Consider the following 25,890-nt stretch of genomic DNA (forward strand, 5'->3'; position numbering starts at 1 on the left):
CTGAGCTGTGTCCTTTAGGTGAGCGTGATGGTGAACTGGTCGTTGCCGGCGGTCGGGAGCGGCGTGAGGGACAGCGGCCACTCGACGATCTTCTGATTGTTCTGGTAGCCGCTCAGCCGCTTGACTTGGCACTTCGGGCACTCGACTTCGGTGATGAAGCCGGGGTCCGTGCCGTGCTGCATGAGGAACGGCACCTTGCGGCGCTCGACCGCGGCGTCGAAGGGGTCGAAGACGTCCAGCTCCATCGCCTCTACGACGGCGGCGATGGACTCCGCCCGATCGACGATCAGGATGGACTCCGAACCCACCAGGAACCGGCCCTGGACGTCGTTGCCGAGATCCACGTTGGTCGACCGCATCACCATCGTGATGCCGTCGATCTGGTAGACGGGCGTATTGACGGACGTCGCCAGCTCGGGGTCTTTGAAGCCGGCGAAGCTGATGCCCGCCGGCGGCGCCTGCTTGGTCGGCTTGCGCCAGAGGCCGGTGAGCGTGACCCGCAGCTTGGGGATCTTCTGGGCCTCGACCTGCAGCACGGCGGTGTCACGGGTGCCGATCAGCGCATGCTTGGTGCTTTCGATGAAGAAATGCACCGTCACCGCCTCATGCGCCCGGCTGACCGGACGGTATTCGACGCTGGTCCCGGCGGTGATGACCTCAGCCAGGCCGCAGGCGCGGGCGATCGGGCTCCAGGCCGGCGCCGTGCCGGCGGTGCCGGACCCGACCAGCTCGACGCTGAAGGTCAGGATCGCGTGCAGGCCGGCGGGCAGCTCCTCGTCCGCGCCAAGCCAGGGCATTTCGAGGTTGCGCGCCTCGTCCGTCCCCTCCATCGGGCGGAACTCGACGTCGGTCACCAGCATGGCGTCCGCCGCGGTGGGAGCGGCATCGGTGCCGTAGGTGGCCTCGGTCTTGATCAGGAGAGTCTTGCTCTCCCAGCGCAGCGGCTCGGCCATGGATCAGCCCTTCGCGTTGGTCTTGGGGGTGTCGGCCGGGGCCTCGGGCGCCGCGGCGGGCGTTGTCGCCGGCTGCGGCGCCGGGGCCGGCGCCTGCGGCCGGGTGTCGGTGAAGGCGACACGCTGCAGCGTGCCGTCCGGCTTGCGGACGTAGCTGCCGCCCGCCTTTGGGATGCTCATGGGGTGACCCTCAGAAGTTGCGACATGGAAAAATCGACCTGGTAGAAGGCCGTCCCGGCATTGAGACCGAGAAGCGCGCCGCGCTCGGCTGCGAGCGGCCCCCAGGCGCTCGGCGCCTTCCATCCGGCCACGGCCCGAAGGACCAGGTCTTCGAGCTGGTCGACCTCCGGGATGGTGGCCTCACCGATCGCATCGCCGGCGAACTCCACGACCAGGATCACGGCCAGGCGCCGGACCAGCTCCTGGCTGTGCAAACCGGTGGCCGAGGTTGGTGCGCCGGCGCGGAAGCCCAGCGGCACGACGAAGGCCGCGGTTCCCCCTTGCGGCAGTGAGCCGGCCTTGATCAGCGCCTCCAGCTCGCCGGCCCGGCCGATCCGGCCGGCCAGGCTCGGGATCCTCTCGGCCAGCCGCGCCATGACCTCGTCGACCACGGTCATGGCCGCGGCTCCGCGATGGCGAGCCAGTCCTCGGCCTGGGCGACGATCTCGGCCGTGTCGTCGTCGTCGATGCCGAGATACGGCCGTGCCGGCATCTTCACCGAGGCCGCCATGCGCCAGCCCAGGTCCCCGGGCAACTTGAAGTGCAGCGCCCCAGCGGCTTTCGGCACGATGGTGCCGCCCATCTGGTGGATGCGGGCGTACTCGACGTCGCTCCCCCACTCGACGCCGTGATCATCGGCCAGGTGGGTGATGCTCTGGTACAGCCGCCCCGACAGGCGCAGCGTGTTGCCGCCCTCGATCAAGGCGCGCAGGGACTTCGGCCAAGGGCTGCCGTCCGGCGCCTGCTCGCGCTCGAACCGGGCCTGGGTCGAGACCACCATCGCGGCGCCGATATTGTCGTACAGGCCGCGGGCGTTCGTCATCCGCTCGGACACCCGCCCAAGCGCCGCCTGGACGACAGCGCTGTCGACCCGTGTCGAAATGCCGACCATCAGGCGAAGCCCCGCAGGTTCTCGGGCGTGAACACGCGCGGCGCGCTGGCCGAGGCCGTCCCGGCGCCGGGGCCGGCCTCGGGCTCGATGCCGTCGAGGTCCAGCCGCTGCCGGCCGGCCGCCAGGTCCTGCAGCGTCCTGATCGCGTCGCGGTAGTCCGCGGCGATCTTCTCGTCCGGCGCTTTGCGGTGCAGCTTGTAGACTGCGACCACCTCGGCGATGTCGACCAACAGCTTGGGCACGGATGCGATCGGCAGCCGGTAGCGTGCGGCAAGGTAGCCGTCGATCGTCGCGTCGGTGTCGACCAAGGCGCGCTCGACAACCTCGGCGTCGACTTGGCCCGTCGCGGGCTGGCCCCGGTCGGTGAGCTGCCCCAGCAGCTTGGCCCCGTACCGGGCCTCGAGCTGAGCCTGGGTGGCGTAGGTCACTTCGCCTTGCCCTTGCGGCTGGCGTTAGCGGATGCCGGGCCGATGCGCTCGCCAAGCTGGGACACGTCCGCTTCCGAGAGGTCGGGGAGTGGATCGCCGATTTCGAAGCGCTGGCCGCGATACTTCATCGCGACCAGGGCAACGCGGCGTGTGGGATTGGCGTCTGCCATCAGCTGACCGCGTCCTCGATCAGGTAGCCGGCATAGGCGGCGATCACCAGCTCGCGGACGCTCTCGCCCGTCCGGACGCGCTCGCCGCCACGGAGGCCGATGTCCGGGTCGGGGCGCGAGCCCGCGACCTTGTCGCCCCATTGCGCGGTCGCCGCGAAGGTCAGGTCCGGCGAACGGAACGAGAAGTTGCGGTTGCGGTAGATGAACGCGGCGTGATTGCCCCAGACCCGAGACAGCGCGGCGGGCTGGCCCTTGCGGGCCGTGTTCAGCCGCGACTGGCCGACGATGATCTCTTCCAGCTCCAGCAGGTCGGCCACCGCCTGGCGCGTGGCCACCGCCTGGTCGCCGGAGTTGCCGTGGATCGCCTTCGCGACCTTCGGATGCCGGCGCAGCTTCGACCACACCTTCTGGCCGAGGACGCCGATGGTCGGCCGCACCAGGCAGGCGTCGAGACCTTCGAGGATGTCCTCGATCGGATCGCTGTTCTCGTAGTCGTCCCAGCGGTCGGCCGGCGTGGCGAGCTGGATCTTGTTGCCCACCGGATAGGTGGCCGGGCTGAACAGCAACCGGGCCGCGCGGATCTCGCGGCCGAGGGCGATGTAGTCGGTCAGCCGCTCGGTCGCGTGGGTCCGCGGGTCGTAGTTCATGGTGGCGCCGATGTCGATGTCCTCCTGGGGGATCGGGTCCTCCAGGCCGTAGTCATCGACCGAGCCGTCGCGCTCCTGGGCGCGGAACTCGATCTCGTTGGGACGGCCCGTGCGGCCGACCTTGGTGTCACCGGTCGCGAAGGATTCGTCGATCGGGTATTCCCACCACTTGAACAGGCGGGACGGCACCACCGCGCGGGGCAGCACCTGGTCGGCGATGTACGCCTGGTTGCGGTAGCCCACCGCAACGGCGGTGAGCTTCGGGTCGACCGGGAACGGCGCCTGAATGGCCATGGGACCTCTCTTGGGAGTTAGGCGGCGACGCCGCGATCGATGAGGACGGAGCCGATGTCGCCGAGGACGCCGGTCGCCATCGCCTTGCCGATGACGCGATTGCCGGCGGCGGCGACCACCGCCCGGCCCTGGGCGTCGGCGGTCAGATCGTCGCCGCGGGTCACGGGGCCGCCATACTCGACCTCCGCGACCCCGGTCAGGACGACGTCGCAGGAGATGCCCGGCCCGATGGAGCCTAGAAAGTCGACTACACCGATGGTCTTGTCGGCCGGCGCGGTCGCCAGGGCGACGGTGTCGTCGTCGGCGCCGAACTTGACGATGCGGTGGCCGGCGATGGCCGCAGCGGCAGTGAAGGTCTTGACCAGGCCATGGTTACGCACGGCGGGCCTCCCCGAAGCTGGTGACGTGGTCGACCGCCGCCGCGAAGCTGACGGCGTGGCCCAGCTCCGCCTGCTCGGCCTGATACCTGGCCGCGCGATCGGCGATGGACTTCGGCGATTCCTCGGCCGGGCGGCCACCGGCGCCGACGACCTCGCCGAAGGCGACCGTCGGCTTCAGCGCCGACAGGAAGCGGCGGAAGAAGGCGGCCGGCGTCTCCTTCTCGGCGCCTTCCCCCGAGGCGAAGGCCACGGCCTCGCTGTCGTCCAGCGCGGCCAGGAACGCGGCGACCTCCGCCCGATGGCCGGCGGGCACCTTGTTCTGGGCGACCAGGCCGTCGACGAAGGCCGTCTCGGCCTCCTGCCGGCGCTGGGCGGCGAAGGCGGCGAGCTGCCGGTCCTTCGCCTGGTTTTCCTGGCGCAGCCGATCCAGCTCCGCCTTGTCCTCTTCGGACATCGGGTTCTCCGTGATGGTGGGGGTGTCAGTGGTGGGCGTGGCCGGCGCCGCATAGGCGACGCGGCTCGCGACCGGGTCATCGGGCCTGGCCGCGGCCTCGGCGATGAAGTCCACGTCCCAGGTCGGGATCACCTGGTCGGCCGTCTCCAGCCCGTCCTTGCTGATGAGCCATTCGCGGAGGCGGCGGAGAATGCTGGCGAGGGTGCGCTCGGCCCAGGCGAACTCGACCGTGTCGCCGTCGTCCTCGGCCGCGAACTGGACCGGCGGCAGCCCCTCGACCGCAGGCGGGTGGGCGCCGAGGAAGCCGATATGCTTGAGGTACCAGGTGCCGGGCGCCGGGTTGGACTTGGCGTCGGGCCGGTAGAAGCAGGCGGAAACGTTGGAGTACCGCCCGTCATTGACGAGCTGGGTGAAGGCGGCCTCGACCCGCTCGGGCGCGACCCGCAGCGTGTTGCCCTTGGCCTCGACCTTCCCGACCCAGCCCCAGGCCGGGTCCTCGATCTTGGGATGTCCGATGACGAGCGGTGCGGGGCGCAGCGCCGGGTCATACGCGGCAGCCGACGCCGCCAGATCCTCCGCCGTGATGGTGACGCGGGCGCCGCTGGCGTCCGTGCGGGTGCCGGCGCGGAAGGCGTCGAAGGGATTGAGCGGGGCGTTGGGCACAGGCGAACCTCGATCGGAACGGGATCGAGGGCTGTGATATGTTGGGAGGCCCCGGCCTAAGCTGGCCCAATCGTTGGGGCAGAGCGCCCCTCCTGGACGGTCTCAGGCTGCCATTGCGCGACCGCTATGTCCACGCGCCCGCAGCATCGTCGCTAACGGGGGTCTAACGGCCTCTACGGACTTAGGGAGCCCGGACGGGGGGGGGTGGCCGGGGTTGCGGTAATCCCGGCATCCTGCGCCGCTCAGCGTCTATATGATCAGATCTCTGATGAATCGGGCGATATCATTCAATGCGGGCGCGGAGCGATCGAACGCTCCGACTTGCATGCCGCGCCCGGCTCCGGAGCAGAGCGGAGAACTCGCCACGGCAAGGTAAGCTTGGACCATTCTCTTGCTCGAATGGTCCAACTCGCCATGTTTCGCCACAATATCAGAATAGTGAGTAGCTATAGATGCCGCCTTCATCGGGTGAGCGGCCACTCCCAACAGCAGTGTTTCTAAATCGCCAATCTTCCCGTTTCCTGGAAACAAGTAGAATCCTAGGCGACGCCCGTCGACGGTCTGACCTACGCTTCCGGCGCTCGGGCAGGCTTCACCTAACTCCTGCAATATTTCTTCTATGGCTTTCTCGGCGACGTCCTTGTCACCGTCGGCATCTCGGACGATGGCATACCCCAGCACCCTCTTTGAAGTATAATCATGGGACCGAAGGGCTAGCCCGATATATGAGGCGAGGCGATCCTTACCTCCGGCATAATTCACGGAAGCTTTTGTCGGATCGATCCTCATGTGATCCATTAGACACTCAAAAAACCACGCATCATCTTTCCCTTCAACAAATATCAAATAATCCGCTATTTTGAGCTTTCCCGAACTTGATCTGACGTCATCGATAAAATATTTCGGCATAGTGTCACCTAATCTCTATCTCGAAGTGACCAGAGTCGATTACATCTTGTGCCGTATAGTACACACAGTTATGATCTCCGTCTTTCTTCTCAAGTCTCATATAGAGAAACTCGTTAGAATTACCTGCATCAGCCACGCCCTTCGCGATACTAGTTATAGTTTCGCGCGAATGGCTGACTATAAATATTTGCACATTAAGTTTCTTGGCCAATTCGCTGATCTTTCCCCAGATTTTCGCCACCACTGAATAGTGGTACGCCGAATCGAGTTCATCTATAAAAATCACTCCATGCTTATTATTATAGACAGACAGCATGAGGGCGAGCATTCCCTTGGCCCCGTCCCCCAGCAATGCCATTGGAAATATCTGACCGTCGTCCATAACCGCATGTATCGCGGGCTGACCTCCAAGCATTAGTATTTGGAGCCCCTGGATTCTAGGAAGTACCGCCTTGAGGTCAGCTACGATGTCTGGTAAAAACCGAGCCATCGTTGCGTCCGAAAGGCTTTGAACATCGTCTGTCTGCAAAACACCTGTTGAAACGCTCAGGTATTTAGCATTTGGAATGGGGTGAATTCCATTCTCGTTAATCTTTGTTAAGATTCCAGTGCTAGATTCAACAAATAAGATCGAGCCGTCTTTTTCGTCATTAACGGTCGATTTCATGATCACACCTTTTGTCCCCAATTCGTTCTCTTGAACGAACGGAGTTTCGCCCGTCGACCGAGTTATAGCGGCCGAATTTATTTCGACGACGGTCTTTGCGGGAATCTCAGCATAAGCAAAATCAATACGAATCTTGCCCAATCTGCTCTGATGCTCGATATGGGCGAAATCTGAATCTTGCATCGGAAAGAAGGATCTAAGGGAAAATCTTCCCTCCGTAGGCATTCTGCGCCAGGCGTACGGCCTTATCATGCTTAGAAAATTCCTGCGATCAACAGTCAGAAAAAGAACCTCAAGCAGCGTTGATTTTCCAACCGCATTAAATCCGCCGATTACATTGATGCGAGAGAACTTCTCTATGTTGAGCTTCCGAAATGCTCTGAAATTTTCAACTTCGACGTTCTGGAAATACAGATCGGCCGACATTGTCTTGCCTTCGGGACGGTGTCGCCCGTGGGAGGGCTTCGATCCGGGCAGCATGCCATGGCAAGCTGCGACCTGCTATGGTAGTCTTCTACTGCCGCCACGACTGAGCCGCACCGCCCGGCATCGTTAAGGCGTGGGGCAGGCCGGGGGGCGGGTTCCCGGCCGTCATCATGGACGCTGGTACAGCAGCACTCCCGTGCGCTGGCGATCGAGATACGAGACCGTATCCGGCGGAAACGCCGTCGCGCCGCTCCAGCCCTGGTCCATCCAACCGAAGATGGCGATCCCGCCCTTGCGCCCGTCCATGTCGAACCGGCGGATGTAGCGCCGGCGCAGGCGCCATTTCGGTGGCGTGTCCTTCGGGGCGATGTTCTGCCAGTCCACCCAGATCTCGTCGGGATCGAGGATGGCCATCGCGAGGGCGAGAATCTGCCGGTGGCGATCGAACTTGGTCACCTTCAGCTCGCCCCGGCTGTTGCGGAACAGCTCGTCGGAAAGAGTGATCCGCGATCCGCTCGGATCGCGCCAGACAACGGACCGGCCTATATCGGCGCCGAACGGCCGCAAGAACGCGCGGACATAGTCCTCCTCTGCGAGGCCGTCCGGCATCGACGTGACACCAGGGTCTTGCGGCGCCGGCATCGGCGGAGGCGGAGACGCTGGAGCGGGCACGTCCGGCGGCGGCAGCGGCTTGCGCAGCTCGGGCGGGGTGACGCCCCGCATCCAGCTGTCGCCGGGGTTGTAGCCGAAGCCGGTGTCGATGCCCTTCGGCGTCCAGACGGTCTCGACCGAGCCGTCCGGCGCGCGCACCTCGCGCGGCTCCATCTCGATCTCGGGCGGGTCGATGGTGACCTTCAGGCCGAAGCGCTTGAGGTCCCGCTCCGACAGGCTCTGGGCATGGCACCTGCAGTTCCAGCCGTTGGGCGGCCAGTGGGTACGCCACCACGGATGATCGATCGGCAGGATGATGTCGTGCCAGGCGTAGTGTTCCGGCCTGGTGCGTGAATCATGGACGTCGACATAGCGAGCATAGGGCCTGGTCGCCTTCAGCCGCTGGGCCTGCTGCCATCGGCCCGAGCTGTACGCCATGCGCACATTGGTCTCGAAGATGACACGGCTGCGCCAGTTCCGGCCGCCGCGATAGGCCCAGCCATGCTGGGCGACGATCCGGTCGAAGTCCTGGCGGAAGGTCTCCAGCGTGCCGCCGGCCGAGATCGCGCGGTCCAGGGCCTCCCGGAAGTCGGCGAGCAAAGCGGTCGACGTCGCGCCCGCGACGGAGAATGCGCGGGTGTGCGCCTGGTGCATCAGGTCCGACCAGCTATTGGTCGGCAGGTTCACCTTGCTGCGGAAGTAGTCGATCGCCTCGACGAAGTGGACCGGCGCCGCAGCGACCTGGACGGCTTCACCGGCCATCGAGCTGGTCGCCCATGCCGGTCACGGCCGACAGCGCCAGGCCGTCGCGCAGCAGCTCGGCCAAGCCGTCGATCGGCACGGTCGACTCCAGCCGGGCCAGCCGCTCGGCGAACTGCGCCGGCGTCTCGCGCAGCCTCACGGACTCGTCCAGCTCGCCCTTGATCGCGTCGATCATCTGGTCCAGCGCCGGGCCGGCCGTCTCCTCAACCTGGTCGACGAGATCGTCGGCCGGATCGCGCTCGGCCGGCGTCGCGAAGGCGGCCGGCTGTTGCTGCACGGCCGGCGGCGGCGTCACCTCCGGTGCCGGCCGGCCGACGAAGAACCACCGGCCCTTGGCCTGGTCGACGAACTCGGCGTCGGGGTCCTCGGGTTCGTAGCCGGCCCGCCGCATCCGTTCGACATAGTCGACCGCGGCAGACTTGGCGTCGGTCTCGGCCTTGTCCGTCTCCGCATTCTCCTTCCGGTTCTCCGGCCGGGGGCGCCAGACGGTCGGCGGCGCGGCATCGGGATAGTTGGCCTCGGTCAGCCAGGTCAGCAGCTGGCCGTTCAGCGTGGCCGACAGCTCATCGCAGTCGCCGTCGCAGAGATCCTGCCGGACCTCGTTGTGCGTCTGGCTCGCGGCCCGGCTGCCGGCCTGGCCGACATTGGTCGAGAGCGTTTCGCCGAGCACGGCCTCGGAGATCTGTTCGTCCAGGTAGCGGCAGAACTTCTCATAGGTGTCGACGCCGGCCGACTTGGCGCCGTCGAGCAGCTCGACGAGCGTTCCATCGGGAACGGCAATCGCACTGTCCTGGCCGAGGCCGATGAGGTGCTTGAGCAGCTCGCCAGGGTCCTGGCCGGGGGCGGCGGTGCCCTTGATGAAGGGCGTCCCGAACCGCTCGCAGAATCTCGCCCAGAACTGCAACGAATTCCGCTTGAAGAAGATCGGCCAGAACAGGCGATGCCCGAGACCGAGGCCGTAGGGGTCGAAGCTGGTGCCGAAGCGATGCACCAGGAATTTCCGGGGCGGCAGCGCCATCCCGTCGAGCTGGTTCTCCGGGGTCAGGAGCCGCAGCTCCCAATCCCGGCTGAACACGAAGCGGCGCGGATCTCGCGCCTTGGCCTGCACCGGGACGGCGAATCCGTCCCGCATCTCCCAGATCAGCTCGCTGACGGCATAGCCCTTGAGCTGGGCGTCGAGCAGATCGAGGCAGAGCTTGTCGAAGGCGAGGCCCCACTCGCCATCCAGGACGCGCTCGGCCAGCTTCGCCGCCTGCTTGTCCGCCCGCTTCGGCCCGCCCGGCGTCACCGTCCAGTCACGCGCCACCACGGCCCGCTTGCGCTTGTCGAGCACGGCGCCGGCGCGGGCGTCGCGCGCCAGGTCCTCATACAGCTTTAGGCCCTTCCCGACGCTGCGCTGGGCGAGGATGTCATCCTGCGGCCGGAGGATGTCGCCCCAGCCCAGGATGGTGATGTCCAGCCTGGCGGTCGCGACCTCGCCGATGCGGGTCACCGCCGGCGCCGTTGCGGAGGTGTCAGTCATCGCGCGAACCCGTTGTGGATCTGTTCGTAAGGCATCGGCGGGGCGCCTGCGCGCTGGATGCCCGCCGTCATGCGCATGCGCTTGATGGCCAGCACCCACAGCATTTCGAGGGCGTCGGGGCCGTCGTCATGGTCGCCCTTCGGGTAGTGGCGGAGCTGATCGAGCAGCACCGTCTGCGACGGGTGAAAGCGGATGAGGCCGTTGGCCACGTGCGGCTGCAGGCTCTCGATGCGGAGTGCCTTGTCCGACTTGGTCATGATCGGCACGGCGGGGACCGGGACGCCCCGCTCGGCGGAGCGCCGCACCAACTCGGTCCGAAAGAACTCCTGGAACTGCACCGCCTCGACACCCCAGACCAGGCACCGGTGCTCGCGCTGCAGAGCGATGACGTCCTCGATGATCTTGTCCGGCAGCCGGCGGGCGATCCGGGCCTCGACCACGTCGAGGATGCCGGTCTCGCGGTTGAGGCCGCCGACCAGGAGGGCGGACGGGTCGCGCCCGCGGTTCTGCTTCCCGAGGCTGGGATCGCAGGCGCCGAACATCATCCAATGCGCCAGGCGCGAGACCCAGAACGTCACCTTGCCGAACAGCGCATCGTCGCTGCTGACCGGGTCGTTCTGATATTCGCAGTCGAACGGGCCGACCTTGATGCGGACCCGGATCTTCATGAGCTTGACGAAGGGCTGGACGGCCGGCCACAGCACTTCGGCGCCGGCCTCCATCAGCTCCCGGTTCTCGGCATGGAAGGCGTCGGCGGCCGGCTCGCCGTCGTTGCGGAGAACCTCCTCCCACCGCTCCCACAGGTCCATCCGGTCGGGCCAGCGGACGATCGCGCGGAAGACGGTCGCTCGCCACAGCGGGTTGCGCAGCTTGCGGGCCAGGACAGCATCGTAGTGCAGGATCGTCCCGACATAGATGATGTCCATGGAGCCGTCCGGCGGCCCCAGCGGCTCGACCGCCTTGTCGATCCAGGCTTCGAGCTTGTCGCGTTGCTCCGGGCTGCGGACGTTCTCGTCGTTCTCCAGATCGTCGAGCCAGCAGAGGTCGGGCCGGTAGGCGCCATGGCGCACGCCGCGCAGCCGCTTGCCGCTGCCGAAAGCCTGCACCTTGACCTGGTTGCGGGTGACGATGACGCCGACCTGCCAGACCCGGCCGGGGCCGGTGGCGTCGGGGAAGTCCTGGGCGAGCCGAGGGTTGACCTCCAGCTCGACCTTGATCCCCTCCAGGATGGCGGCCGCCTGGTCGCTGGCGTCCGACATCACCACGGGGAACCGTTTGTACCCATGGACGATGCACCAGAGGATGAACATCTGGCCATGCGTCGTCTTGGCGTTGCCGCGCGGCGCCGCGATGGCCTCGCGGGCGCCGGCCGTCTTTGCCGGGTTGTGGATCAGCCCCGGCAGCGTGGCATAGAGCCAGGTGTGGAAGCCGCTGGCGGCGCTGGTGACGTAGTGCGGAAAGTAGGTCGCGCAGAAGTAGTCGAAATCGACGGCTGCCCGCTTCTTGCGCTCTCGCTGCGCCACCGGGTCGGGGCTGAAGCCCTGGACCTTGTTCTCGATCTCCTGGCGGATCTCGGCGGACAGCGCCGCCATCGCCGCCAGGAAGTCGGCGGACTTCGTTTGTTTCGACGCGGGCTTCGCCATCGTCAGCCATACCGCTCAGCGACATGGCCGGCGAACGGCTCCAGCACCTCGGCCAGCGCCTCGGCGTGCTGCGGGAACTTCTCGCGGACGAAGACGGCGAGCAGCTGCAGCAGCTCGGTCGCGACGGCGTAGCGGCCGAGGTCCGGCGCGGCGCGGGCAACCGCGGCCATGGTCTTGTGGAAGGCGTCCGACAGACGGCTGATCGCCTCGGCCTTGTCCAGCGGGGCAACGTCGTCCGCGTCCAGCAGCTGCGCCATCGTGGCCTGGTGCAGCGTCAGGAAGTCGGTCAGCACGACCTGAGCGATCATGCCGGCCCCGGACGTCGATAGTGCCGCGGCGCCGCGCGCCTTGTCCCAATCGTCGCCCATGGCGGCGGCCAGGCTCTTCCATCGCCGGATGGTGGCAACCGGGACGTCATGCTTCGCCGCCGCCTGTTCCAGCGACATCCGCTCGTAGATGTAGGAGCCGCGGACGGCGGTCTTGACTTCCTGGGCGTGTGCCATGCTCAGCGCTCCAGGATCGAGCGCGCCGCAGCCGCGCCGGCGCGCATCACGGCGCCGAAGGACGGCTTGCGCACGCCCGCCACCACCTCGCGGCCCGCGGCCACGTCTCCGCCACGGCCGGTCAGCACCAGCATGGGGCCGGCGGCGCTGGCGTCGACCAGCCCCGCGCCGGCCAGGAAGGCGATGTCCGCCTCGACCTCGGCCCGATTTGCGGCGACGGCCAGGCTGGCCAGCCGGGAGCACAGCCAATCGAGATTGGCCACGGGCGCCACACCCGGCCAGGCGCGCCGGCCTTCGGCGATCTCGGCGCCGCGTTCGGTCACCGCCAGGGTGTCGACGCCGCTCTGGTCCCGGCCGGTGACGACCAGGCCGTGATCGGCCAGCCAGGCGGCGTGCGCCAGGATCTTGTCGCGGAGGATCGGCGCGCCGGCGTCGAGGGTCAGGTCGCGCAGCAGCGAGACGTTGCCGGCGCCCTGCGGCAGCAGGACCAGAACCGCGAGGATCAGCAGGCGCTCCCGCTCCTCGGCCGGCTGGTCGGCGAGGCAGCGCAGGATGGCGAGGCGGCGGTGCTCGGCCAGACGCTCGGCCAGCGGGATCACTTCTCGCCTCCGCGGTCGAGGAGATGGCGGGTCAGCATGGCCAGCTGCTCGGAGATCGCGAGCAGCGTCCCGGCCTGGGCCTCGGACTTCGCGTTGAGCTTCTCGATCGAGGCGTTCTGCACGGCCAGCGCCGCCTGCAGGGCCTTCATGTCCTCGCCGGTGGGCATATGGCGCATGCGCTCGTCGGTCAGGTCGGCCCGCCGCTCCAGTGCGCCGACCCGGCCGGCGATCTGGTCGACCGCGTCCGATTGGGCGAAGCGGGTGCTCAGCAGCAGAACGCCGAGGGCGCCGCCCAGCGAGACCACGCCGCTGATCCAGAACCAGTGCTGCCGCAGCAGCTCGAAGAAGTCGGCCATCAGGAGCGCCCCCCGCGCTCGACCAGGGATTGGCAGTCGGCGCAGCGGCGCGACCAGGGCGCGGCCTTGCGGCGCTCGGGCGGAATCGGCTCCTCGCAATCGAGGCAGTCGCGCGGCCCGGCATCCTCGGCGCCGGCCTCGCGCCGCCGTCTGCGGCGGTGCGGGTCGAGCGCCTCCGCGTGGAAGCGCTCGACCAGCTCGGCGGCGCGGTCGATCTCGTCAGCCACGGCAAGCCTGCAGCTGCTCGTCGAGCCGCTTGAGATCCTGGTACCAGGCGCGCGTCGCGGGTTTGGGCGGCGGCGCCGCCAGCTCGTCCGCGACGCCGGCCCCGGGCCTCGGAAAGGCCGGGCAGACGCCGCTAGGAGCGCAGCCAGCGGTCGAGATCAGCGTCAGGCACATCAGGGCGGGCAGCGATTTCATTCTGGCGGGCCAGGATTTCGGCGTTTCGGGTGGCCTGGGCGCCTTCCGCGGCCTGCCAGGCGAGGAACGGGACCAGCAGCGCGCGGAACAGCTCCACCAGTCCCTGGACAACGTCGCCCCACATCGGCGCCGCCGGTCAGGAGCCCGGCGCCGGCAGGCGCGCCCGGATGTAGTCGGCCAGGCGATCCTCGGTCAGGCCGAACCGCTTCAGGGCATCCGGCGCCGAGCGCGCCAGGTAGTTGCCGGCGTCGGCAATCCACTGGTCCCGAACCTCGATCTTCGAGAGGTCATGGCCCAGCTCGAGGAGGCGGTTTCGGGCGAAGGTGACGGCGCGGGCCGCGATCGTGTCGAGATAGGTCCGGACGGCGTCTTCGGCCTTGAGCCGCAGCAGCTTGGCGACCCAGCCGATGACGGCAGCGACGCCGGCGCCGAGGACGGACACGACCAGGCCGACGACGTAGTCGATGGTCGGGGTCAGGTCGATGACGGCGCCATCGCCGGCGAAGGCGACGGGCGCGACGACGAGCAGCAGCAGGACGAGCGCCGCCCAGATGGCCAGGGGCCGCAGGGAGATCATTTCCGCTCCTTGGGGGTGGTGGTGTCGGCAAGCGAGCCGCCGGCGGCGACATAGGCGTCGAGCAGCCGCTCAAGCTTGTGTTCGCGCTGGCCGTAGCCGGCGCCGGGAAGGCTGGCCCAGATGGTGCGGCAGCGGTCGATCGCCTCGGCGATGCGTCCGGCCTTGACCGCGTCCAGCGCGCGCCGGCCGCGGATCAGCTCGACCGCGGCGCGGTCCTGGGCCTCCGGCGAGAAATCGCGGAGCCGAAGCCGCGCCGCCAGCTCGTCCCAGGTGCGGGCGAGGAACTGGTACCGTCCCGCCGCGGACGACGTGATCTTGTACCGGGGCAGCTTGACGAAGATGCGCGGGTGCGCGGCGTAGCTGTGGAACAGCGTCCCGCCGACCAGGACGTTGTAGCCGTCGTCGCTGCTCGCGATCGTCCTGGTGCCCTCGGAATAGGCCAGCATGTCGAGGAAGGCGGCGACATTCGAAGAGCCAAGTTCTCGAAGGGACAGGCGCGGCATGGTCGGGCACGGCTCCGCAGAGGGGGCGGCTCGGCCGCCTGGTGCCCGACATAAAAGCGCCGCCCCTAGGGCGGCCGGTTGCCCCAAGGGTTGGGGCAGAGGCTGATGAGCTTCGACGCGAGCTTACGACGAGCGGCCAGGATCACCAAACAGATCGGGCTGCCCCTCGCCGCGCCCGCGCTTGTTCCGGACGCGCCGCACCCATTCCTCCGTGCAGCCGAGGTCGCGCGCGCAGGCCCGCGTCCCGCCGGGGTGCTGCAGGATCTCGCGGACCAGCGCGCCGACGCCGCAGGCCCGCGGGATGGCCCGGTGGCTCGGGCCGTACATCTCGGCAAGCACGCGGGTCGCCTCCAGGCCGATGATGCCGACCAGTGGCGAGGTCTCGCGCACCTCGGCCGGGCTCGGGATATAGCGCTTGCCGCCGCCCCAGACCTTCGCCAGGGCGCGCGCCTCCTTCACGTAGCCGCGGACGGCCAGTCCGTAGAGCAGGCCGGGGAAGTATTCCGGCGTGACGGGCGGCAGCGCGTTCATGCCGTCGCCCTCGCGCACAGGTCGAGCAGCGGCGCCGGCACCGGCGTTAGCGGCGCCGGCTTCCGTGGCGCGCTAACGGTGTCGTCGCCGAACGTGAACTTGTCGGTCTCGTTGCCCCAGGCAGCCCACCCCTTGCGGCGCTGGCGCCCGAACAGCTCGACATAGGGGCCGCGGGAAAGCGCCTCCGCCAGCTCGTAGACCTGGTCGGGCTTGCGGCTGTGCCCCCGCACCGGGGCGACGATGAGGTTTCGGACGGATTTCGACAGGATCTCGGGGGCGCCGGTGGTGCCGAGCAGCAGCAGCTCGGACGCGCTGCGGAAGATGTAGCCGGAGCCGAAAGCCCAGCCCCGATTGCGGCTGGACCGCTTCGCCCACGATGCCCCCGATTTGTAATCGAAACCCCAGGCCGCCATCACGCGCAGCGCATCCGGCAGCATCGGGAAGGTCGCCCACATCAGGCAGATGGCGTCCCGGCCGGCCAGGCGCCCGGCGTTGAGCGCGGCGATCTCGTCGGTCGGCATGCACTCGTAATGCGCCTGGGCCGACTTCGCCTGGCCCTTCTCCGAATAGATCTCGTACAGCCAGGGCGGATCGGCGAGCACCAGCCCGTAGCCGAACATCTGCAGGGCGCCGAAGGGCCAGGGGGTCACCGCGACGCCTCCCTGGCTTGGCATGCCGCTTCGGCGCCGGCTTGCGTCCAGGCAATTCGGGCCGAGGTCACGCCCCGCTCGCGGCCGAGCAGGACAGTGACCAGGCGCTCCCGCTGCAGGGCGCCGACCAGGGACCACCACCATTGGCGATCAGCGGCCAGGATGGGGCTGTGTTCGGCCAGTTGGTCGATGAGCTGCACCGTTTGCGGAACCAGCCGCAGCTTCTCGCGCGGTCGGGTCACGGACGCCGCTCCGCCGCCGGCGAGGACTGGCAGCGCTCGCATTCGACGACGTGAACGGAGCCGTTGGGGTCGGCTCGGTAGAGCGGCGGCGCCGATGGCGGCCAGGTGGCGGATGCCCTCGCGACAATATCGGTCGCGTAGACTTCGGCCGAAGACGACTTGATGCCATGGGCCATGAGACGGTCCATCACGACCTGGAAAAGGTGGTTCCGCTGTTGGCTGTTCATTGGTCGGCTCCTCGCTTCGCCGCCTGGCGCTTCATGGCCTTGAGCGCCTCGACCACCTTGGTGGCGTCGGCGACGGTCAGCATGTCGGGGTCGGGGATCACGTCGTCGGCCAGGCCGAGGACGCGGCGGATCATGGAGCGGAGGGACGCCTCCGATTTCTCTCGGGACGCCTCGCGCCAGAGGACGCGGATCAGGCGGCCGGCCGGCGTCCGGCCGGTACGCAGGTCGGCACCGCCCTTCCATCCGAGCCGGACGAATTCGCGGATGACGTTGCCGAGCTGGACGTCATTGAGGTCGGCCGCGCTGTCCCGGCCAGTGGCACGGCGCAGCACGTCGCGATAGGTGTCGTCATCCAGCCCCAGTTGCTTCTTGGCCACATGGACTTTGGCGATCAGGAGAGCGCGCGTCATTCCGCGACCTCCCGACGAGGAAACGTGCCAGTCCTCGGCTTCGGTGCGTTGAGCCGGTTGCGGGGAACTCCGGGGGCTGGAATCCTTATTGGTCGGTTGGGGGGTGAAGAGAATGCGCGATGAAAGGAGAGTGCGCGATGTACGGCCTCACCCGGATCGAGCCGCCCATTTCCTTTCGACGCAGGGATGGTCGCCCGGCCGTCATTGGAGATGTCAACACATTGGCCGAGTGGCTTAATGGACTCTATGACGCCATCTTGGACCCGCATCGGCCCGAAGGTGAGCGGAGCTGGGAGGTCCGATCGGTCCAGTTGTATGAGATCGAGCAAGTGCTCTTTATGCTGGCCGAGGAGAGCGCCAGCGATGCTGATGCGATAAGCGCGGGGCTTCGGGCAACCTGTGAGGCTGTCATTGCCTGCTATCGCGATTTGATTGTGACATACCCACCCGCCACGAGGAGCATCCGGTGCGCTGGTGAGGCGCGCAGCCTCGCCACTCACTGACTTGCTCACGGCCGCACCTCGATCTCGCCCAGCAGCTGGCGGAGCAGTTGCTCGAAGTCGGCCCGGACTCGGTCGGCATGGAACCTGGTCGGCGCGACGATAATGTGCAGTTCGCCGTGCCGCTCCAGCCGCAGCGGCCGGAACCACGTCGACCACTTCTTGATGCCGACCCGGTCGACAAGGCCGGCGAATGGATGGACGCCCGGCGTCGGCGGCGCCTCGGCCGCCTCCTCCGCCGCCAGGTAGTCGCGCCAGCGCTCGTCGGCGAGGAACGTCGAGGCCATCCAGTTGAATTTCGGGTCCGCCTTCGCCGCGCGCCTCTCGGCCGCATAAGCACGGGCCGCAGCGGTCAGCTCCTCAGCGGTCACGGTGCCGGCCTTGATCAAGGCGTTGAACAGCTTCCGCGCCCGCTCTCGCGGGTTCGGTCGCCGCGCGGGATAGACGGCCCAGAAGGCGTCGAAAACGGGATCGTCGGGGGGCTTACGGGGCATTGCTGGTCTCCGTCGCCGAGACGGGCGCGCCGGCCGCCAGCGACGTCAGTACGTCGTCGCGCACCAGCACGAAGCCGTTCGGGATCTCGGGGATGGCAAGGGGTGGGTGCGCGGCCGGCGCCGGCAGGCCGCGGATGATGGTGTTGAAGATGGCGGCGATGTCGGGCCGGGCGATGCCGGCGCCTTCCATGATCTCGATGGTGCCGGCGATCAGCGCCCGAGCATCGTCTTCGGTGATCGCCAGCTCCGGGATGGCGCGGGCCGGCGTCTGCAGGCGCATGAACGCGGCGGCGATTGCGAACACGGTTTCATTGGCCGCGGACTTGGCCGACCGCGACAGGCCGCGGGTCTGCTGATAGATCCTGTTGAGCCGAAACTGGCACAAGGCCGCTTCGAGTCCGGTCATCGCCGCTGCCTCCTACCGGTCCCGCCGTTCCGCGCGGTCGGCGCGGCTGCGGGCGCGAGCGCGCATGGCGGCGACTTCCTGCCGCGCCTGCTGTCGGCCGCTGACCATGGCCAGCGCCTGGCCAAGGTCGGTCCCGTAGCGAGAGAAGGCGACGGCCAGATCCTCGCGGCTGCAGCGCTTGATTAGGCAGGCCAGCTGGACGCCCTTGCCTTCGCCCGCTCGATGGAGCGCGCGCGTGATCTCGTCCAGTCCGATCGGGTCGGGATGCCGGGGCATAGTGCCTCCTACTGGCCTCGCCTATCCGCCAGGTCGGCGGAGAGGACGAAGGTCGGTTCATCGAGGTTCATGGGGACGCGGCGGATGATCTCCAGCGCGCGGCGGCGGGACGGCAGTCGGCGGAGATAGCCGCGCTCGATCAGGCCGTGGATTATTGAGTGCACGGTGTGCTTGGACCGGATGTCCAGCTCGTCCGCCAGCTCCTGGTAGGACGGGCAGACGCCCGATTGGTCCATCAGTTCCTGGATGACGCGCATGCAGTCGGCCATGGCCCTGGTAAGACCCATTCCGACCGGGGCCGGCTCGGGAGCCAGGCTAGACATTGCGGGGCTCCACCGGCACCGGGCCGCAGCCCCAGGCGTTGAAGCCGTCGTCTCGCTCGCGGCTGAGGTAGTCCTCGATCTCGGCGTTCGTCATGAAGCGCCAGGTCCCGCGGACGTGTATTCGGCCCACGCCCGGCCAGCGGACCAGGCGCAGGAACTCCAGCGGGTCGGCCGGCGTGTCGAAGGGCGGGAGGTAGCGGACGCCCGGAACGTCGATCACGATTTCTTCGCGGGCGGCGCTGACCAGGTAGACCCGAATGTCCGCGCGGACACCCTCGGGCAGCAGCATCGTCATGGTGGTCAGGACCTCGGGGCTGGTGGCGTCGCCCGGCCGATGTGCAGGGCGAGAAGATGAGCGTTGGGGATCGGGGCTGGCCGGCGGCGCAGCCCGAGGAGCCGAAGCAGGCGCGCGATCATCGCTGCGCCCCACGCCGGCTCAGCCAGGCGGCAGCGAGCGCATGCATCTGCCGGCCGATCGGCATCCGCACCGACCGGCCGTCCAGGATGGCCTGGGCGATCCGGTCGGCCGTCTCGTCGTCGATCACGGTGGCGACCTCGCCTTCCGGGGTCACGTCGACGATGCCGGACAGAGTCTCATTGCCGTTCGTCGCCGTGACGGCGTAGCGGTTGTCGCGCAGCTGCCGATAGGTCTGGACGATGCCGCGCACTGTGCCGTGGCCCGCCAGCTCGAAGCTGACCTCGCGGCCGATGAGGCGCGCCGTCACGGCACGATCCCCGCGGCTTCGAGGCGCCGGGCCAGGTCGAGCGTCTTCTCCGACACAGCGACGGTCGGCCGGGATTCGAGCGCCACAGCCTCGACCTCCATGATGCCGAGCAGCTCGACCATCCGCTTGACCTCGGCCTCGCTCAGCGGCTGCCGGCTGGACAGGCGGGTGTTCAACGTGCGGCGCATCGAATGCAGCTCGCGGGACAGGGGCGACAGCAACCTAACCACGGGATCTCTCCTCCTGGGGCTTGTTGGGGCAGGTTTGGCAGGCCCGCCAATGGGCGGCGGCATGCGGGGCATGGGTGGGACAGGGGCCGAGCGCCAAGCGGCAGCGGTCCCGCTGCACGCGCTCGGCCAGGAACGGGCACTCCACCTGGTCCAGGGCGGCCAGCACCGCCGCCTCGAACCGGCTCGTGTCGGCGGCCGGGTACTTGCCCGAGAGGGCCAGGGAGACCGCGGTGCGGCTGCGGCCGATGGCGTCGGCTACGGCCCGGATGCTGCCGCGGCGCGACGCCTCCGCGCGCAGCAGCGCCACCACGGCGGGGTCAACCGGCCTGGTCATCGGCGGTCACCACGCGGCCCAGGTTGCGGTCGAAGATCGACCCGTCCCGCCGCACCAGGGGGCTGGCGGGGCCGGTGTTGCGGACCAGGCGGTAGCGCTTCTGACCCGAATTGGGGTGGGCCGCCACCCTGACCCGGCCGGTCAGCGGCAAGAGATAGCCGGCGCCGACCAGGCGGTTGACGTAGCGGCGGATCGAACTCTCCAGCGCCTTGCGGTCGCTCTCTGGCCCGGCAACCGCCTCGACGAGATCAGCGCGGCAGAACCGGCCGAGCTGCCGCATCGCCGCCCAGATCCGGGTCCGGGCCGTGGCGTCCCAGGCCCCGCCGGTGCCGGTCGGTGCCGTGGTGACCATCAGGGGCTCGACGTCGTCCGACTGGCCGCGCTCGGTCAGCCGGTAGCATCCCTCCGATGCGCGCTCGATCAGGCCGGCCGCATAGGCGCGCCGCAAGTCGGTGCAGGCATCGCGGTAGCTCTTGCCGAGCAGCCCCGGCAGCTGGTCGATGGTGACGCAGGCGCCGGGTTCGGCCAGCGCATCCAGCAGCGCGCGCATCAGGCCACCACCACCGGCGCGCCGGTCTCACGGCTGTGCAGCAGCACCTGGCCGCGCATCGCCTCGACGCCCACGGCGGCGCCGGCTTGGCGCAGGCCGAAGCGCTCGATCGCCGCCACCGCCTCTTTCAGCTCGCGGATGTAGCCGCCGCAGGCCCGATGCGTGTAAGCGATCAGGTCATCCTTGACCTCGACCTCGCTGATGCCGGCGATGACCGCCCGCACGTCGTCCAGGGTCAGCGGCTTGAACTCGACCTTCTGGCTGATGCGCGAGGCCACCTGCGGATAGCGATCCAGCCGCTTCCTGATCCGGTCCATCCCCACCAGCACGGTCGGGATCTCCAGGTGGTCGGTGATGTCGCGGATGCCCTCGACCACGTCCCGGCCGGCGGCGACGGCGTGGTCGGCCTCGTCGATCAGGATCACCGTGGTGGCGTGGCCCAGGCGGGCGGCCTGCGCCTGCCGGGCCGTCAGCGCCGCCACCACCGTCTCGAACAGCTTCGCCGTGTCGCGCGTCGGGGCCGGCCGGCCGGTGGCAGCGGCGTAGATGTCCCGCAGGCACCAGCTATGGGTCCAGCCTTGCTTGGCGCGGACGTGGATCGCCTGATTCTGGACGCCCCACCACACCGCCGTGCCCGTCTTGCCGAGGCCGGGCTCGCCATCGACCAGCATCAGGCAGCTTTCCGATGCGCCGCGGTTCTTGAGCGCATTGAAGGCGCCCAGCCAGGCCATGACGTTTGATACTTTCGGGATAAACACGGGCTTCATCAGGCAGCCTCTCTGCACAGGGATTTCAGCGCCTCGACATCGATCGAGCAGGCGTCGAGGAGCAGCAGGAAGTGGGGGTCGGCCAGGCGGGGCTTGAGCCACGCCAGGTCGGCGGGGGTCGCCCGGCCGGGATTGACGGCCAGCCAGGCGGCGAAGTCGTGATCGGTGCCGAAGATCGGGCGCGCGGACGCCTCGGCGGCGTTAGTGGGGGCCGGCGCCGGCGTTGCGCTAACGGTCTCCAGGGCGTCCAGCTGCCGCCGGGCGGCGTCCAGGAAGAACTCGTCCACCGTCGTCCGGTGCACGTGCTCGATCAGCGTCGGGCCGCCGTTCAACTCGGCCTCGACGATCGCCAGATTCCGGTTCAGGCGATCGCGCCGGCCCTTGGTGCGGATCTGCTGTTCCCGCTCCGCGCGGGACAGCGTCGGCATGAACGGCACTTTGTTGCCGTCCAGCTTGGCGACACCGATCAGGCGTCCGGCCTGGTCGCGGACCCATACCTGGCTGGCGTCGTGCAGGTCGAACCCGACCTGGACGGTCTGGCCGTGGTAGTGCTCCAGGTCCCGCAAAAAGTAGATGTTGGTCCACAGCTCGACCTGGCCGCGCCGGGCGACGCGCTCGACGGTCGGACGGAACAGGTCCGCCGCCTCCTCCGGCGCCAGCCGGTCGATCATCGTGTCGGGCTGGTCGCGGAGGAGCTTCTCCCACCGGTCGAGGGGCGACATGCCCAGCTCGCTGTGGCGCCGGCCGTTGTAGGCAGCGACCTGGGCCGCGATGTATTCCCGGAACTCGCCGAACGACATCAGCAGCCGCGACCGGCCGATCATCCTGATGTCGGCGCGGGTCAGCTTGTGGATGCGGTTCTTGGCCTCCGCGTCCATCTTCGCGCCGATATAGGTCGGCAGCTCCTTCGCGGCCCGGACCAGGCAGGACTGGTGCACCCGCTCGACCACGCCGCGGGCCTGCGAGCTATACGGGAGCGAGTTCTCCTTATGGACGCCCAGCCGAGACAAGAAGCCGGTGTGGGGGCCGTCGAAATAGGCGTTGTTGAAGCCCTTGCCGCGGTCGACGTACCACAGCGCCGGCACGCCCCAGCTTTGACAGGCGTGCCGCAGCGCGTCGGCCACGCCCCAGGTGTTCTCGACGATGCCGATCGACCACCCGACGATGACGCGGGTAGCCACGTCGACCACGACTGTCACCTCGGGCCGGAAGGGCTGGCCGTGGATAGGGTGCGACACCTCGGCGTCGAAGGTGTGGCCGTCAGCGACATAGATTGCGGTCGGCCACAGGTCGCCGAAATCGCGGGTGACATAGGCCCGCATCGTCTTGAGCTGCCGCGGCCCCATCCTCCCGCGATTGCGGTCGATGACGGACATTTGCCTGAGGAACCGCTTGACCTGGTCGTAGCTCGGGACGGCGACATTGGCCGGCAACTCGCCGCGCAGCAGCTCCAGGCAATGGGCGATCGACAGCTTCTGGGGCCGCGCCCAGAACGACCAGAACGGCCGCACCCATTCGGGCACCACCGGCCGGGCCGGCGCCGCCTCGCGCGGCGCCAGGGCGACGGCGCCGGAAGCGTCTGTCGTTTCGCACCACCGCATGAGAGAGCGGTAAGACAATGTCCGTACGCCGGACGCTCCGGCGCGCGCATTGGCGATTCGAGCAGCCTCGGCCAAGTCTGAACGGAGGGCACCCGACTGCGCCTGCTCCGCCAGCAGCGCCGCAGCCTGGCTGCGCGACATCTGAAGCGCCGCCTGCAACCGGGCGACCTCAGCCACCAGCTGCGCCCGGGCATCCATCGTGGCGCGCTGCCAGCCTTTCAGATGGTCTGCCCGCGCGGGGAGAGCCGATGGGGGCGCGGGGACCGGCGCCGGAGCCTGAATCGCCCGCTGCGCCAGCGCCTTGCGCGCGGCTGCCGGCAACGCCGAGACCGGATATTCCCGGCCGCCACCACGCCCTTGGCGCTCGCGGTTCGGCCAACGCTCCCGTTTGGCGCGGCGAATGATGGTCGAGAAGTCGCTGGAGAGTCCCGGCAGGCCCAGCGCGGCCAACGCCTTCGCGGTGAACCAAGCCTCAGTCACGGCTCAGCCCCAGTGCAGCGCGGCGGCGGGCAAAGTCGATGTCGCGGTCGAGCTTCTCGCGCTGCTCCCGCAACATGCCGACCTCGATCCAGGGCAACCATTTCTTGTCGATCACCACCCAGCCCAGCTCGTCGAGAAGGGCATTCAGGGGGCGCGGGTCCTGCGTCACAGCAAGGAATGAGACGAGGCGAACGGCATTGATGACGTGCTGTCCTCGCGCTTCCGAGACGTAGGCGTTGAGCATCGCCTCGCTGACCGTTTCGCCGAGGTAGTCCGACATCCGGGCCGCCACCTCGGCCCTGCTCATCTCGCTGTCCGCCAGAGCAAGCTTGAGTCCCCGGCACAGGCGGGCTGCCAGGCTCGCCGACCGGATGAGATCCGAGGCGAACCGCCGGACGACCTCAGCAGGTCGCCAATCGAGCAGGCTGGGCTGGTTGGGGTCCGTGCTGGCCCGCCGGCGTGACATCAGCGGCGCTCCTGGCGCGCCACATCGGAAACGATGTTCAGATCGCGCTCGGGTTTTGACGTTCGCCTCGCGTTCTGTGCCGTGATACGGTTCCCCGGCCTGGTGTTGGGGATGCGCTGCCCGTCGGCGCCGAACCGATCAGGGAACAGCCATGCGACTGGCAGGCCGAGCGCATCCGCGATGGCCTGCTCGATCCGTTCGCTCGGGACTAGCAGCGCTTGCCCTACGGCCTGGCGCGACACACCAAGCGAGGCCGCGATTGCCGTGAGGCTGCTCCCGATCAGGCGCAGCTCGCCCTGTATCCAGACCCGGCGCCGAGTCGGATCCAGGGGAATGTCTTCCCGCCCGATGGCGGGCTTTTTTGGGGGCATGATGGTTGCGGGTGCGATTGGCATGACAATGAATATGGCATCGGGAACGATGCCTCTCAACACAGAAATTGGTGCCAATGTTCGAAATTGGGCATCTTTTTGTCAGTGCCATGCCAAGTCATTGATATTCGGGATAATTCCGGAAGATTGGCGGCTGATCGCAGTCGCTGGCGCGCCCGCCAAGGTTGGAGCGAAGAACGTTGGCTGAGCAAAAGGTGGCCGGCAGACTTCGCGAACTGCGCGAGGCGCTAGGCAAAACACAGAAAGCGATGTCAGAGCTGCTGGGCCTCGGCGAGAGTTCCTGGCAGCGGCTGGAACTGACCGGAAGCCTGCCGAGCGGCGACACGCTCCAGCGTTTGATGGAGCTGGGCTGCAGCGCGGATTGGATACTAGCCGGCAAGGGGCAGATGTTTACCGCAAGGACATCGGCGCCGCCGGCCACCGCCAGCAATGTGTCGATGCAGGTCAGCGTGCACGGCCTCTCTCTCGATGCCGTCCCGGTGATCACGCCCGCAATCACCCCTGCAGGCGTCGCCGCGTTCGCCCTCGATGATGACCCGGAAAAGATCTATGTGCGCCTGCCGCTCTACCTTGAGCCGCGCGTATCGGCCGGGCCGGGCGTTGCCGTGCAACACGAGGCCCTCGCCGCGGACCTTCTGTTCAATGCCGAGTGGCTCTGGCGCACTCTTCGGAGACCGCCGGAAAAGCTGATTTGCATGCAGGCGCATGGCGACAGCATGTACCCGCGCATCGCCCACGGTGATGTCCTGATCGTCGACACCAGCGTGGAGCGGGTCAGGGACAATGGGATCTATTGCTTCAGCTATGAGGGCGACCTGATGGTGAAGCGTCTCTACAAGGATTTGCAGAGCCAAGCCCTCAAGATCATTTCAGACAACACCAACTATCCCGCGCAGGAATTGCCGGCGAATGAGGCCAACCGGATCAATGTTGTTGGCCTGGTCGTTTGGCACGGCGGATTGGCGCGCGGATAGCCCGTTTCGGACCATCAACTTAGTTTGATGCTATAATGGCCACGAAGATATTTGCGCCCTTGATCCTTTTCGTCTTGTTGGGCGCTGGTGTCGCCGCGTTCTGGCGAGACATCGTGCAGCTGGATCCGCAGGACTTCCGGGCTTGCACTTCTCTGCGCGGCGACGGGCAACGGGAGTGTCTCGACCGCGTCCTCAGCAAGATGAAGGATCGCCCCAATTGGTCGAGGGAGGAGGCGCTAACGCCGAACCAGCAGAGCCGATGGGTAGCACTCGCGAATGATGCGGTCGTTATCGGCTCGATGGCGGCCGTGCCCAAGCTTTACCTGCAATGCGCCGATGGCTGGGCCGAGGTCGGCGTCGATTGGGGCTTAGCGCTGCCCGAGCAGTCTCACCTGCGCCCGGTCAAATCGATGATGTTCCTGGAATTCGGAATCGATGCGCTCTCCAACATCAAAGATTATTGGCGATTATCTGAGGATCGGAAAACGATGGTCAGCCGCACGTCTGTGGCCCTGCTGCGCGATATTGCCGGCCACCGCTCCTTGATGTTCTCGATCAAGGCTGACGGGGTCTATCATCTTTTCGCGAATTTCTCGCTCGTCGGAATTGATGAGGTCGTCGCCGATCTGCGCAGCCGATGCAGAACCACCCTGCTGCCGACGTGAAGGATCGGC

At 67.8% G+C, this 25,890-nt stretch carries 42 protein-coding genes; 3 read left to right on the forward strand and 39 right to left on the reverse strand.

Annotation, left to right across the window (positions count from 1 at the left end):
* Nucleotides 1-14: 14 nt before the first annotated feature.
* The 26 genes from G537_RS0126155 to G537_RS42395 all read right to left on the reverse strand — a co-directional run bounded on the left by G537_RS0126155 (nt 15) and on the right by G537_RS42395 (nt 16,698).
* Nucleotides 15-953 (reverse strand): hypothetical protein, encoded by a 939-nt coding sequence (locus G537_RS0126155; protein ID WP_026872626.1) that lies wholly within the window; start codon nt 951-953, stop codon nt 15-17.
* A 3-nt stretch (nt 954-956) separates the two neighbouring features.
* A complete protein-coding gene (locus G537_RS43925) occupies nt 957-1,133 on the reverse strand; it encodes a hypothetical protein (protein WP_155888781.1) in 177 nt (58 codons plus the stop codon).
* On the reverse strand, nt 1,130-1,570 hold the full coding sequence (locus tag G537_RS0126165) for a phage tail terminator protein (protein WP_026872627.1): 441 nt from the start codon (nt 1,568-1,570) through the stop codon (nt 1,130-1,132). Before G537_RS0126165 ends, G537_RS43925 begins: the two co-directional genes overlap by 4 nt.
* The gene (locus tag G537_RS42385; RefSeq protein WP_051249153.1) at nt 1,567-2,064 is read right to left on the reverse strand and encodes a phage virion morphogenesis protein; all 498 of its coding nucleotides are present in this window, start codon (nt 2,062-2,064) and stop codon (nt 1,567-1,569) included. Before G537_RS42385 ends, G537_RS0126165 begins: the two co-directional genes overlap by 4 nt.
* Nucleotides 2,064-2,492 (reverse strand): gp436 family protein, encoded by a 429-nt coding sequence (locus tag G537_RS0126175; RefSeq protein WP_026872628.1) that lies wholly within the window; start codon nt 2,490-2,492, stop codon nt 2,064-2,066. Before G537_RS0126175 ends, G537_RS42385 begins: the two co-directional genes overlap by 1 nt.
* Nucleotides 2,489-2,662, reverse strand: coding sequence for a hypothetical protein (locus G537_RS43930; protein WP_155888782.1), 174 nt, complete (start codon nt 2,660-2,662; stop codon nt 2,489-2,491). Before G537_RS43930 ends, G537_RS0126175 begins: the two co-directional genes overlap by 4 nt.
* Nucleotides 2,662-3,603 carry a major capsid protein gene (locus tag G537_RS0126185; protein ID WP_026872629.1) on the reverse strand — a complete coding sequence of 314 codons (942 nt, stop codon included), beginning with the start codon at nt 3,601-3,603 and terminating at the stop codon, nt 2,662-2,664. Before G537_RS0126185 ends, G537_RS43930 begins: the two co-directional genes overlap by 1 nt.
* 17 nt (nt 3,604-3,620) lie before the next feature.
* Complete coding sequence (locus tag G537_RS0126190) at nt 3,621-3,983, reverse strand: capsid cement protein (RefSeq protein WP_026872630.1); 363 nt, start codon at nt 3,981-3,983, stop codon at nt 3,621-3,623.
* Nucleotides 3,976-5,100, reverse strand: a complete 1,125-nt coding sequence (locus G537_RS39955) for a hypothetical protein (RefSeq protein ID WP_051249154.1) — start codon at nt 5,098-5,100, stop codon at nt 3,976-3,978. Before G537_RS39955 ends, G537_RS0126190 begins: the two co-directional genes overlap by 8 nt.
* A gap of 249 nt (nt 5,101-5,349) precedes the next feature.
* Nucleotides 5,350-6,009 carry a DUF3226 domain-containing protein gene (locus G537_RS43935; protein WP_155888783.1) on the reverse strand — a complete coding sequence of 220 codons (660 nt, stop codon included), beginning with the start codon at nt 6,007-6,009 and terminating at the stop codon, nt 5,350-5,352.
* Between the two features lie 4 nt (nt 6,010-6,013).
* Nucleotides 6,014-7,102 (reverse strand): AAA family ATPase, encoded by a 1,089-nt coding sequence (locus G537_RS43170; RefSeq protein ID WP_162146150.1) that lies wholly within the window; start codon nt 7,100-7,102, stop codon nt 6,014-6,016.
* A gap of 168 nt (nt 7,103-7,270) precedes the next feature.
* Nucleotides 7,271-8,515, reverse strand: coding sequence for a PBECR2 nuclease fold domain-containing protein (locus tag G537_RS0126200; protein ID WP_026872631.1), 1,245 nt, complete (start codon nt 8,513-8,515; stop codon nt 7,271-7,273).
* On the reverse strand, nt 8,505-10,037 hold the full coding sequence (locus G537_RS39960) for a DUF935 domain-containing protein (protein WP_081689053.1): 1,533 nt from the start codon (nt 10,035-10,037) through the stop codon (nt 8,505-8,507). Before G537_RS39960 ends, G537_RS0126200 begins: the two co-directional genes overlap by 11 nt.
* Nucleotides 10,034-11,680, reverse strand: coding sequence for a phage terminase large subunit (gene terL / locus G537_RS39965; protein ID WP_051249156.1), 1,647 nt, complete (start codon nt 11,678-11,680; stop codon nt 10,034-10,036). Before terL ends, G537_RS39960 begins: the two co-directional genes overlap by 4 nt.
* Nucleotides 11,681-11,682: 2 nt before the next feature.
* Complete coding sequence (locus G537_RS0126215) at nt 11,683-12,183, reverse strand: DUF1804 family protein (protein ID WP_026872632.1); 501 nt, start codon at nt 12,181-12,183, stop codon at nt 11,683-11,685.
* Between the two features lie 2 nt (nt 12,184-12,185).
* Complete coding sequence (locus G537_RS42390) at nt 12,186-12,782, reverse strand: hypothetical protein (RefSeq protein WP_051249157.1); 597 nt, start codon at nt 12,780-12,782, stop codon at nt 12,186-12,188.
* The gene (locus tag G537_RS0126225; RefSeq protein WP_026872633.1) at nt 12,779-13,138 is read right to left on the reverse strand and encodes a DUF2730 family protein; all 360 of its coding nucleotides are present in this window, start codon (nt 13,136-13,138) and stop codon (nt 12,779-12,781) included. Before G537_RS0126225 ends, G537_RS42390 begins: the two co-directional genes overlap by 4 nt.
* Entirely contained in the window at nt 13,138-13,365 is a 228-nt protein-coding gene (locus G537_RS0126230; RefSeq protein WP_026872634.1) for a TraR/DksA C4-type zinc finger protein, read from the reverse strand. The genes G537_RS0126225 and G537_RS0126230 overlap by 1 nt, the downstream gene beginning before the upstream one ends.
* A gap of 131 nt (nt 13,366-13,496) precedes the next feature.
* Nucleotides 13,497-13,682, reverse strand: coding sequence for a hypothetical protein (locus G537_RS0126235; protein WP_026872635.1), 186 nt, complete (start codon nt 13,680-13,682; stop codon nt 13,497-13,499).
* A 12-nt stretch (nt 13,683-13,694) separates the two neighbouring features.
* Nucleotides 13,695-14,135, reverse strand: coding sequence for a hypothetical protein (locus tag G537_RS0126240; RefSeq protein WP_026872636.1), 441 nt, complete (start codon nt 14,133-14,135; stop codon nt 13,695-13,697).
* Nucleotides 14,132-14,638, reverse strand: coding sequence for a glycoside hydrolase family 24 protein (locus tag G537_RS0126245; RefSeq protein ID WP_026872637.1), 507 nt, complete (start codon nt 14,636-14,638; stop codon nt 14,132-14,134). Before G537_RS0126245 ends, G537_RS0126240 begins: the two co-directional genes overlap by 4 nt.
* A gap of 123 nt (nt 14,639-14,761) precedes the next feature.
* Nucleotides 14,762-15,169, reverse strand: coding sequence for a hypothetical protein (locus tag G537_RS0126250; protein WP_026872638.1), 408 nt, complete (start codon nt 15,167-15,169; stop codon nt 14,762-14,764).
* The gene (locus G537_RS39980) at nt 15,166-15,819 is read right to left on the reverse strand and encodes an MT-A70 family methyltransferase (protein WP_064742218.1); all 654 of its coding nucleotides are present in this window, start codon (nt 15,817-15,819) and stop codon (nt 15,166-15,168) included. The genes G537_RS0126250 and G537_RS39980 overlap by 4 nt, the downstream gene beginning before the upstream one ends.
* Nucleotides 15,816-16,061: a hypothetical protein gene (locus G537_RS0126260; protein ID WP_026872639.1), complete on the reverse strand. Its 246-nt coding sequence runs from the start codon at nt 16,059-16,061 to the stop codon at nt 15,816-15,818. Before G537_RS0126260 ends, G537_RS39980 begins: the two co-directional genes overlap by 4 nt.
* Entirely contained in the window at nt 16,058-16,288 is a 231-nt protein-coding gene (locus tag G537_RS0126265; protein ID WP_026872640.1) for a hypothetical protein, read from the reverse strand. The genes G537_RS0126260 and G537_RS0126265 overlap by 4 nt, the downstream gene beginning before the upstream one ends.
* Complete coding sequence (locus G537_RS42395; protein WP_051249158.1) at nt 16,285-16,698, reverse strand: regulatory protein GemA; 414 nt, start codon at nt 16,696-16,698, stop codon at nt 16,285-16,287. Before G537_RS42395 ends, G537_RS0126265 begins: the two co-directional genes overlap by 4 nt.
* 137 nt (nt 16,699-16,835) lie before the next feature.
* Between G537_RS42395 and G537_RS0126275 the strand changes: the two genes are divergently transcribed.
* Nucleotides 16,836-17,201: a hypothetical protein gene (locus G537_RS0126275; protein ID WP_026872641.1), complete on the forward strand. Its 366-nt coding sequence runs from the start codon at nt 16,836-16,838 to the stop codon at nt 17,199-17,201.
* A 5-nt stretch (nt 17,202-17,206) separates the two neighbouring features.
* Here G537_RS0126275 and G537_RS0126280 read toward each other — a convergent pair whose 3' ends face one another.
* The 13 genes from G537_RS0126280 to G537_RS40005 form a co-directional block, all read right to left on the reverse strand.
* On the reverse strand, nt 17,207-17,692 hold the full coding sequence (locus G537_RS0126280; RefSeq protein WP_026872642.1) for a DnaA N-terminal domain-containing protein: 486 nt from the start codon (nt 17,690-17,692) through the stop codon (nt 17,207-17,209).
* The gene (locus tag G537_RS0126285) at nt 17,682-18,098 is read right to left on the reverse strand and encodes a hypothetical protein (RefSeq protein ID WP_026872643.1); all 417 of its coding nucleotides are present in this window, start codon (nt 18,096-18,098) and stop codon (nt 17,682-17,684) included. The genes G537_RS0126280 and G537_RS0126285 overlap by 11 nt, the downstream gene beginning before the upstream one ends.
* A gap of 12 nt (nt 18,099-18,110) precedes the next feature.
* On the reverse strand, nt 18,111-18,374 hold the full coding sequence (locus G537_RS0126290; protein ID WP_026872644.1) for a hypothetical protein: 264 nt from the start codon (nt 18,372-18,374) through the stop codon (nt 18,111-18,113).
* Between the two features lie 8 nt (nt 18,375-18,382).
* The gene (locus G537_RS39990; RefSeq protein WP_162146151.1) at nt 18,383-18,661 is read right to left on the reverse strand and encodes a LexA family protein; all 279 of its coding nucleotides are present in this window, start codon (nt 18,659-18,661) and stop codon (nt 18,383-18,385) included.
* Between the two features lie 28 nt (nt 18,662-18,689).
* Nucleotides 18,690-18,992, reverse strand: a complete 303-nt coding sequence (locus G537_RS0126300; RefSeq protein WP_026872646.1) for a hypothetical protein — start codon at nt 18,990-18,992, stop codon at nt 18,690-18,692.
* A gap of 118 nt (nt 18,993-19,110) precedes the next feature.
* Nucleotides 19,111-19,422 (reverse strand): hypothetical protein, encoded by a 312-nt coding sequence (locus G537_RS0126305; RefSeq protein WP_026872647.1) that lies wholly within the window; start codon nt 19,420-19,422, stop codon nt 19,111-19,113.
* A complete protein-coding gene (locus G537_RS0126310) occupies nt 19,419-19,652 on the reverse strand; it encodes a hypothetical protein (RefSeq protein WP_155888784.1) in 234 nt (77 codons plus the stop codon). Before G537_RS0126310 ends, G537_RS0126305 begins: the two co-directional genes overlap by 4 nt.
* Nucleotides 19,645-19,986 (reverse strand): hypothetical protein, encoded by a 342-nt coding sequence (locus G537_RS0126315; protein ID WP_026872649.1) that lies wholly within the window; start codon nt 19,984-19,986, stop codon nt 19,645-19,647. Before G537_RS0126315 ends, G537_RS0126310 begins: the two co-directional genes overlap by 8 nt.
* A complete protein-coding gene (locus G537_RS42400; RefSeq protein WP_051249159.1) occupies nt 19,970-20,536 on the reverse strand; it encodes a hypothetical protein in 567 nt (188 codons plus the stop codon). The genes G537_RS0126315 and G537_RS42400 overlap by 17 nt, the downstream gene beginning before the upstream one ends.
* Nucleotides 20,536-21,303, reverse strand: coding sequence for an AAA family ATPase (locus tag G537_RS0126325; RefSeq protein WP_026872650.1), 768 nt, complete (start codon nt 21,301-21,303; stop codon nt 20,536-20,538). The genes G537_RS42400 and G537_RS0126325 overlap by 1 nt, the downstream gene beginning before the upstream one ends.
* Entirely contained in the window at nt 21,303-23,354 is a 2,052-nt protein-coding gene (locus tag G537_RS40000; protein WP_162146152.1) for a Mu transposase C-terminal domain-containing protein, read from the reverse strand. Before G537_RS40000 ends, G537_RS0126325 begins: the two co-directional genes overlap by 1 nt.
* A 22-nt stretch (nt 23,355-23,376) precedes the next feature.
* Entirely contained in the window at nt 23,377-23,850 is a 474-nt protein-coding gene (locus tag G537_RS0126335; RefSeq protein ID WP_026872651.1) for a hypothetical protein, read from the reverse strand.
* On the reverse strand, nt 23,850-24,245 hold the full coding sequence (locus G537_RS40005; protein ID WP_051249162.1) for a helix-turn-helix domain-containing protein: 396 nt from the start codon (nt 24,243-24,245) through the stop codon (nt 23,850-23,852). Before G537_RS40005 ends, G537_RS0126335 begins: the two co-directional genes overlap by 1 nt.
* Nucleotides 24,246-24,421: 176 nt before the next feature.
* Here G537_RS40005 and G537_RS40010 point away from each other — a divergent pair, with 176 nt between their 5' ends.
* Both G537_RS40010 and G537_RS0126350 read left to right on the forward strand, forming a co-directional pair.
* Entirely contained in the window at nt 24,422-25,216 is a 795-nt protein-coding gene (locus G537_RS40010) for an XRE family transcriptional regulator (protein ID WP_034853083.1), read from the forward strand.
* Nucleotides 25,217-25,251: 35 nt separating this feature from the next.
* Complete coding sequence (locus G537_RS0126350; RefSeq protein WP_026872652.1) at nt 25,252-25,881, forward strand: hypothetical protein; 630 nt, start codon at nt 25,252-25,254, stop codon at nt 25,879-25,881.
* The last annotated feature ends 9 nt before the right edge of the window (nt 25,882-25,890 follow it).

Source organism: Inquilinus limosus DSM 16000 (assembly GCF_000423185.1).
GTDB classification, from domain to species: Bacteria; Pseudomonadota; Alphaproteobacteria; order DSM-16000; family Inquilinaceae; genus Inquilinus; species Inquilinus limosus.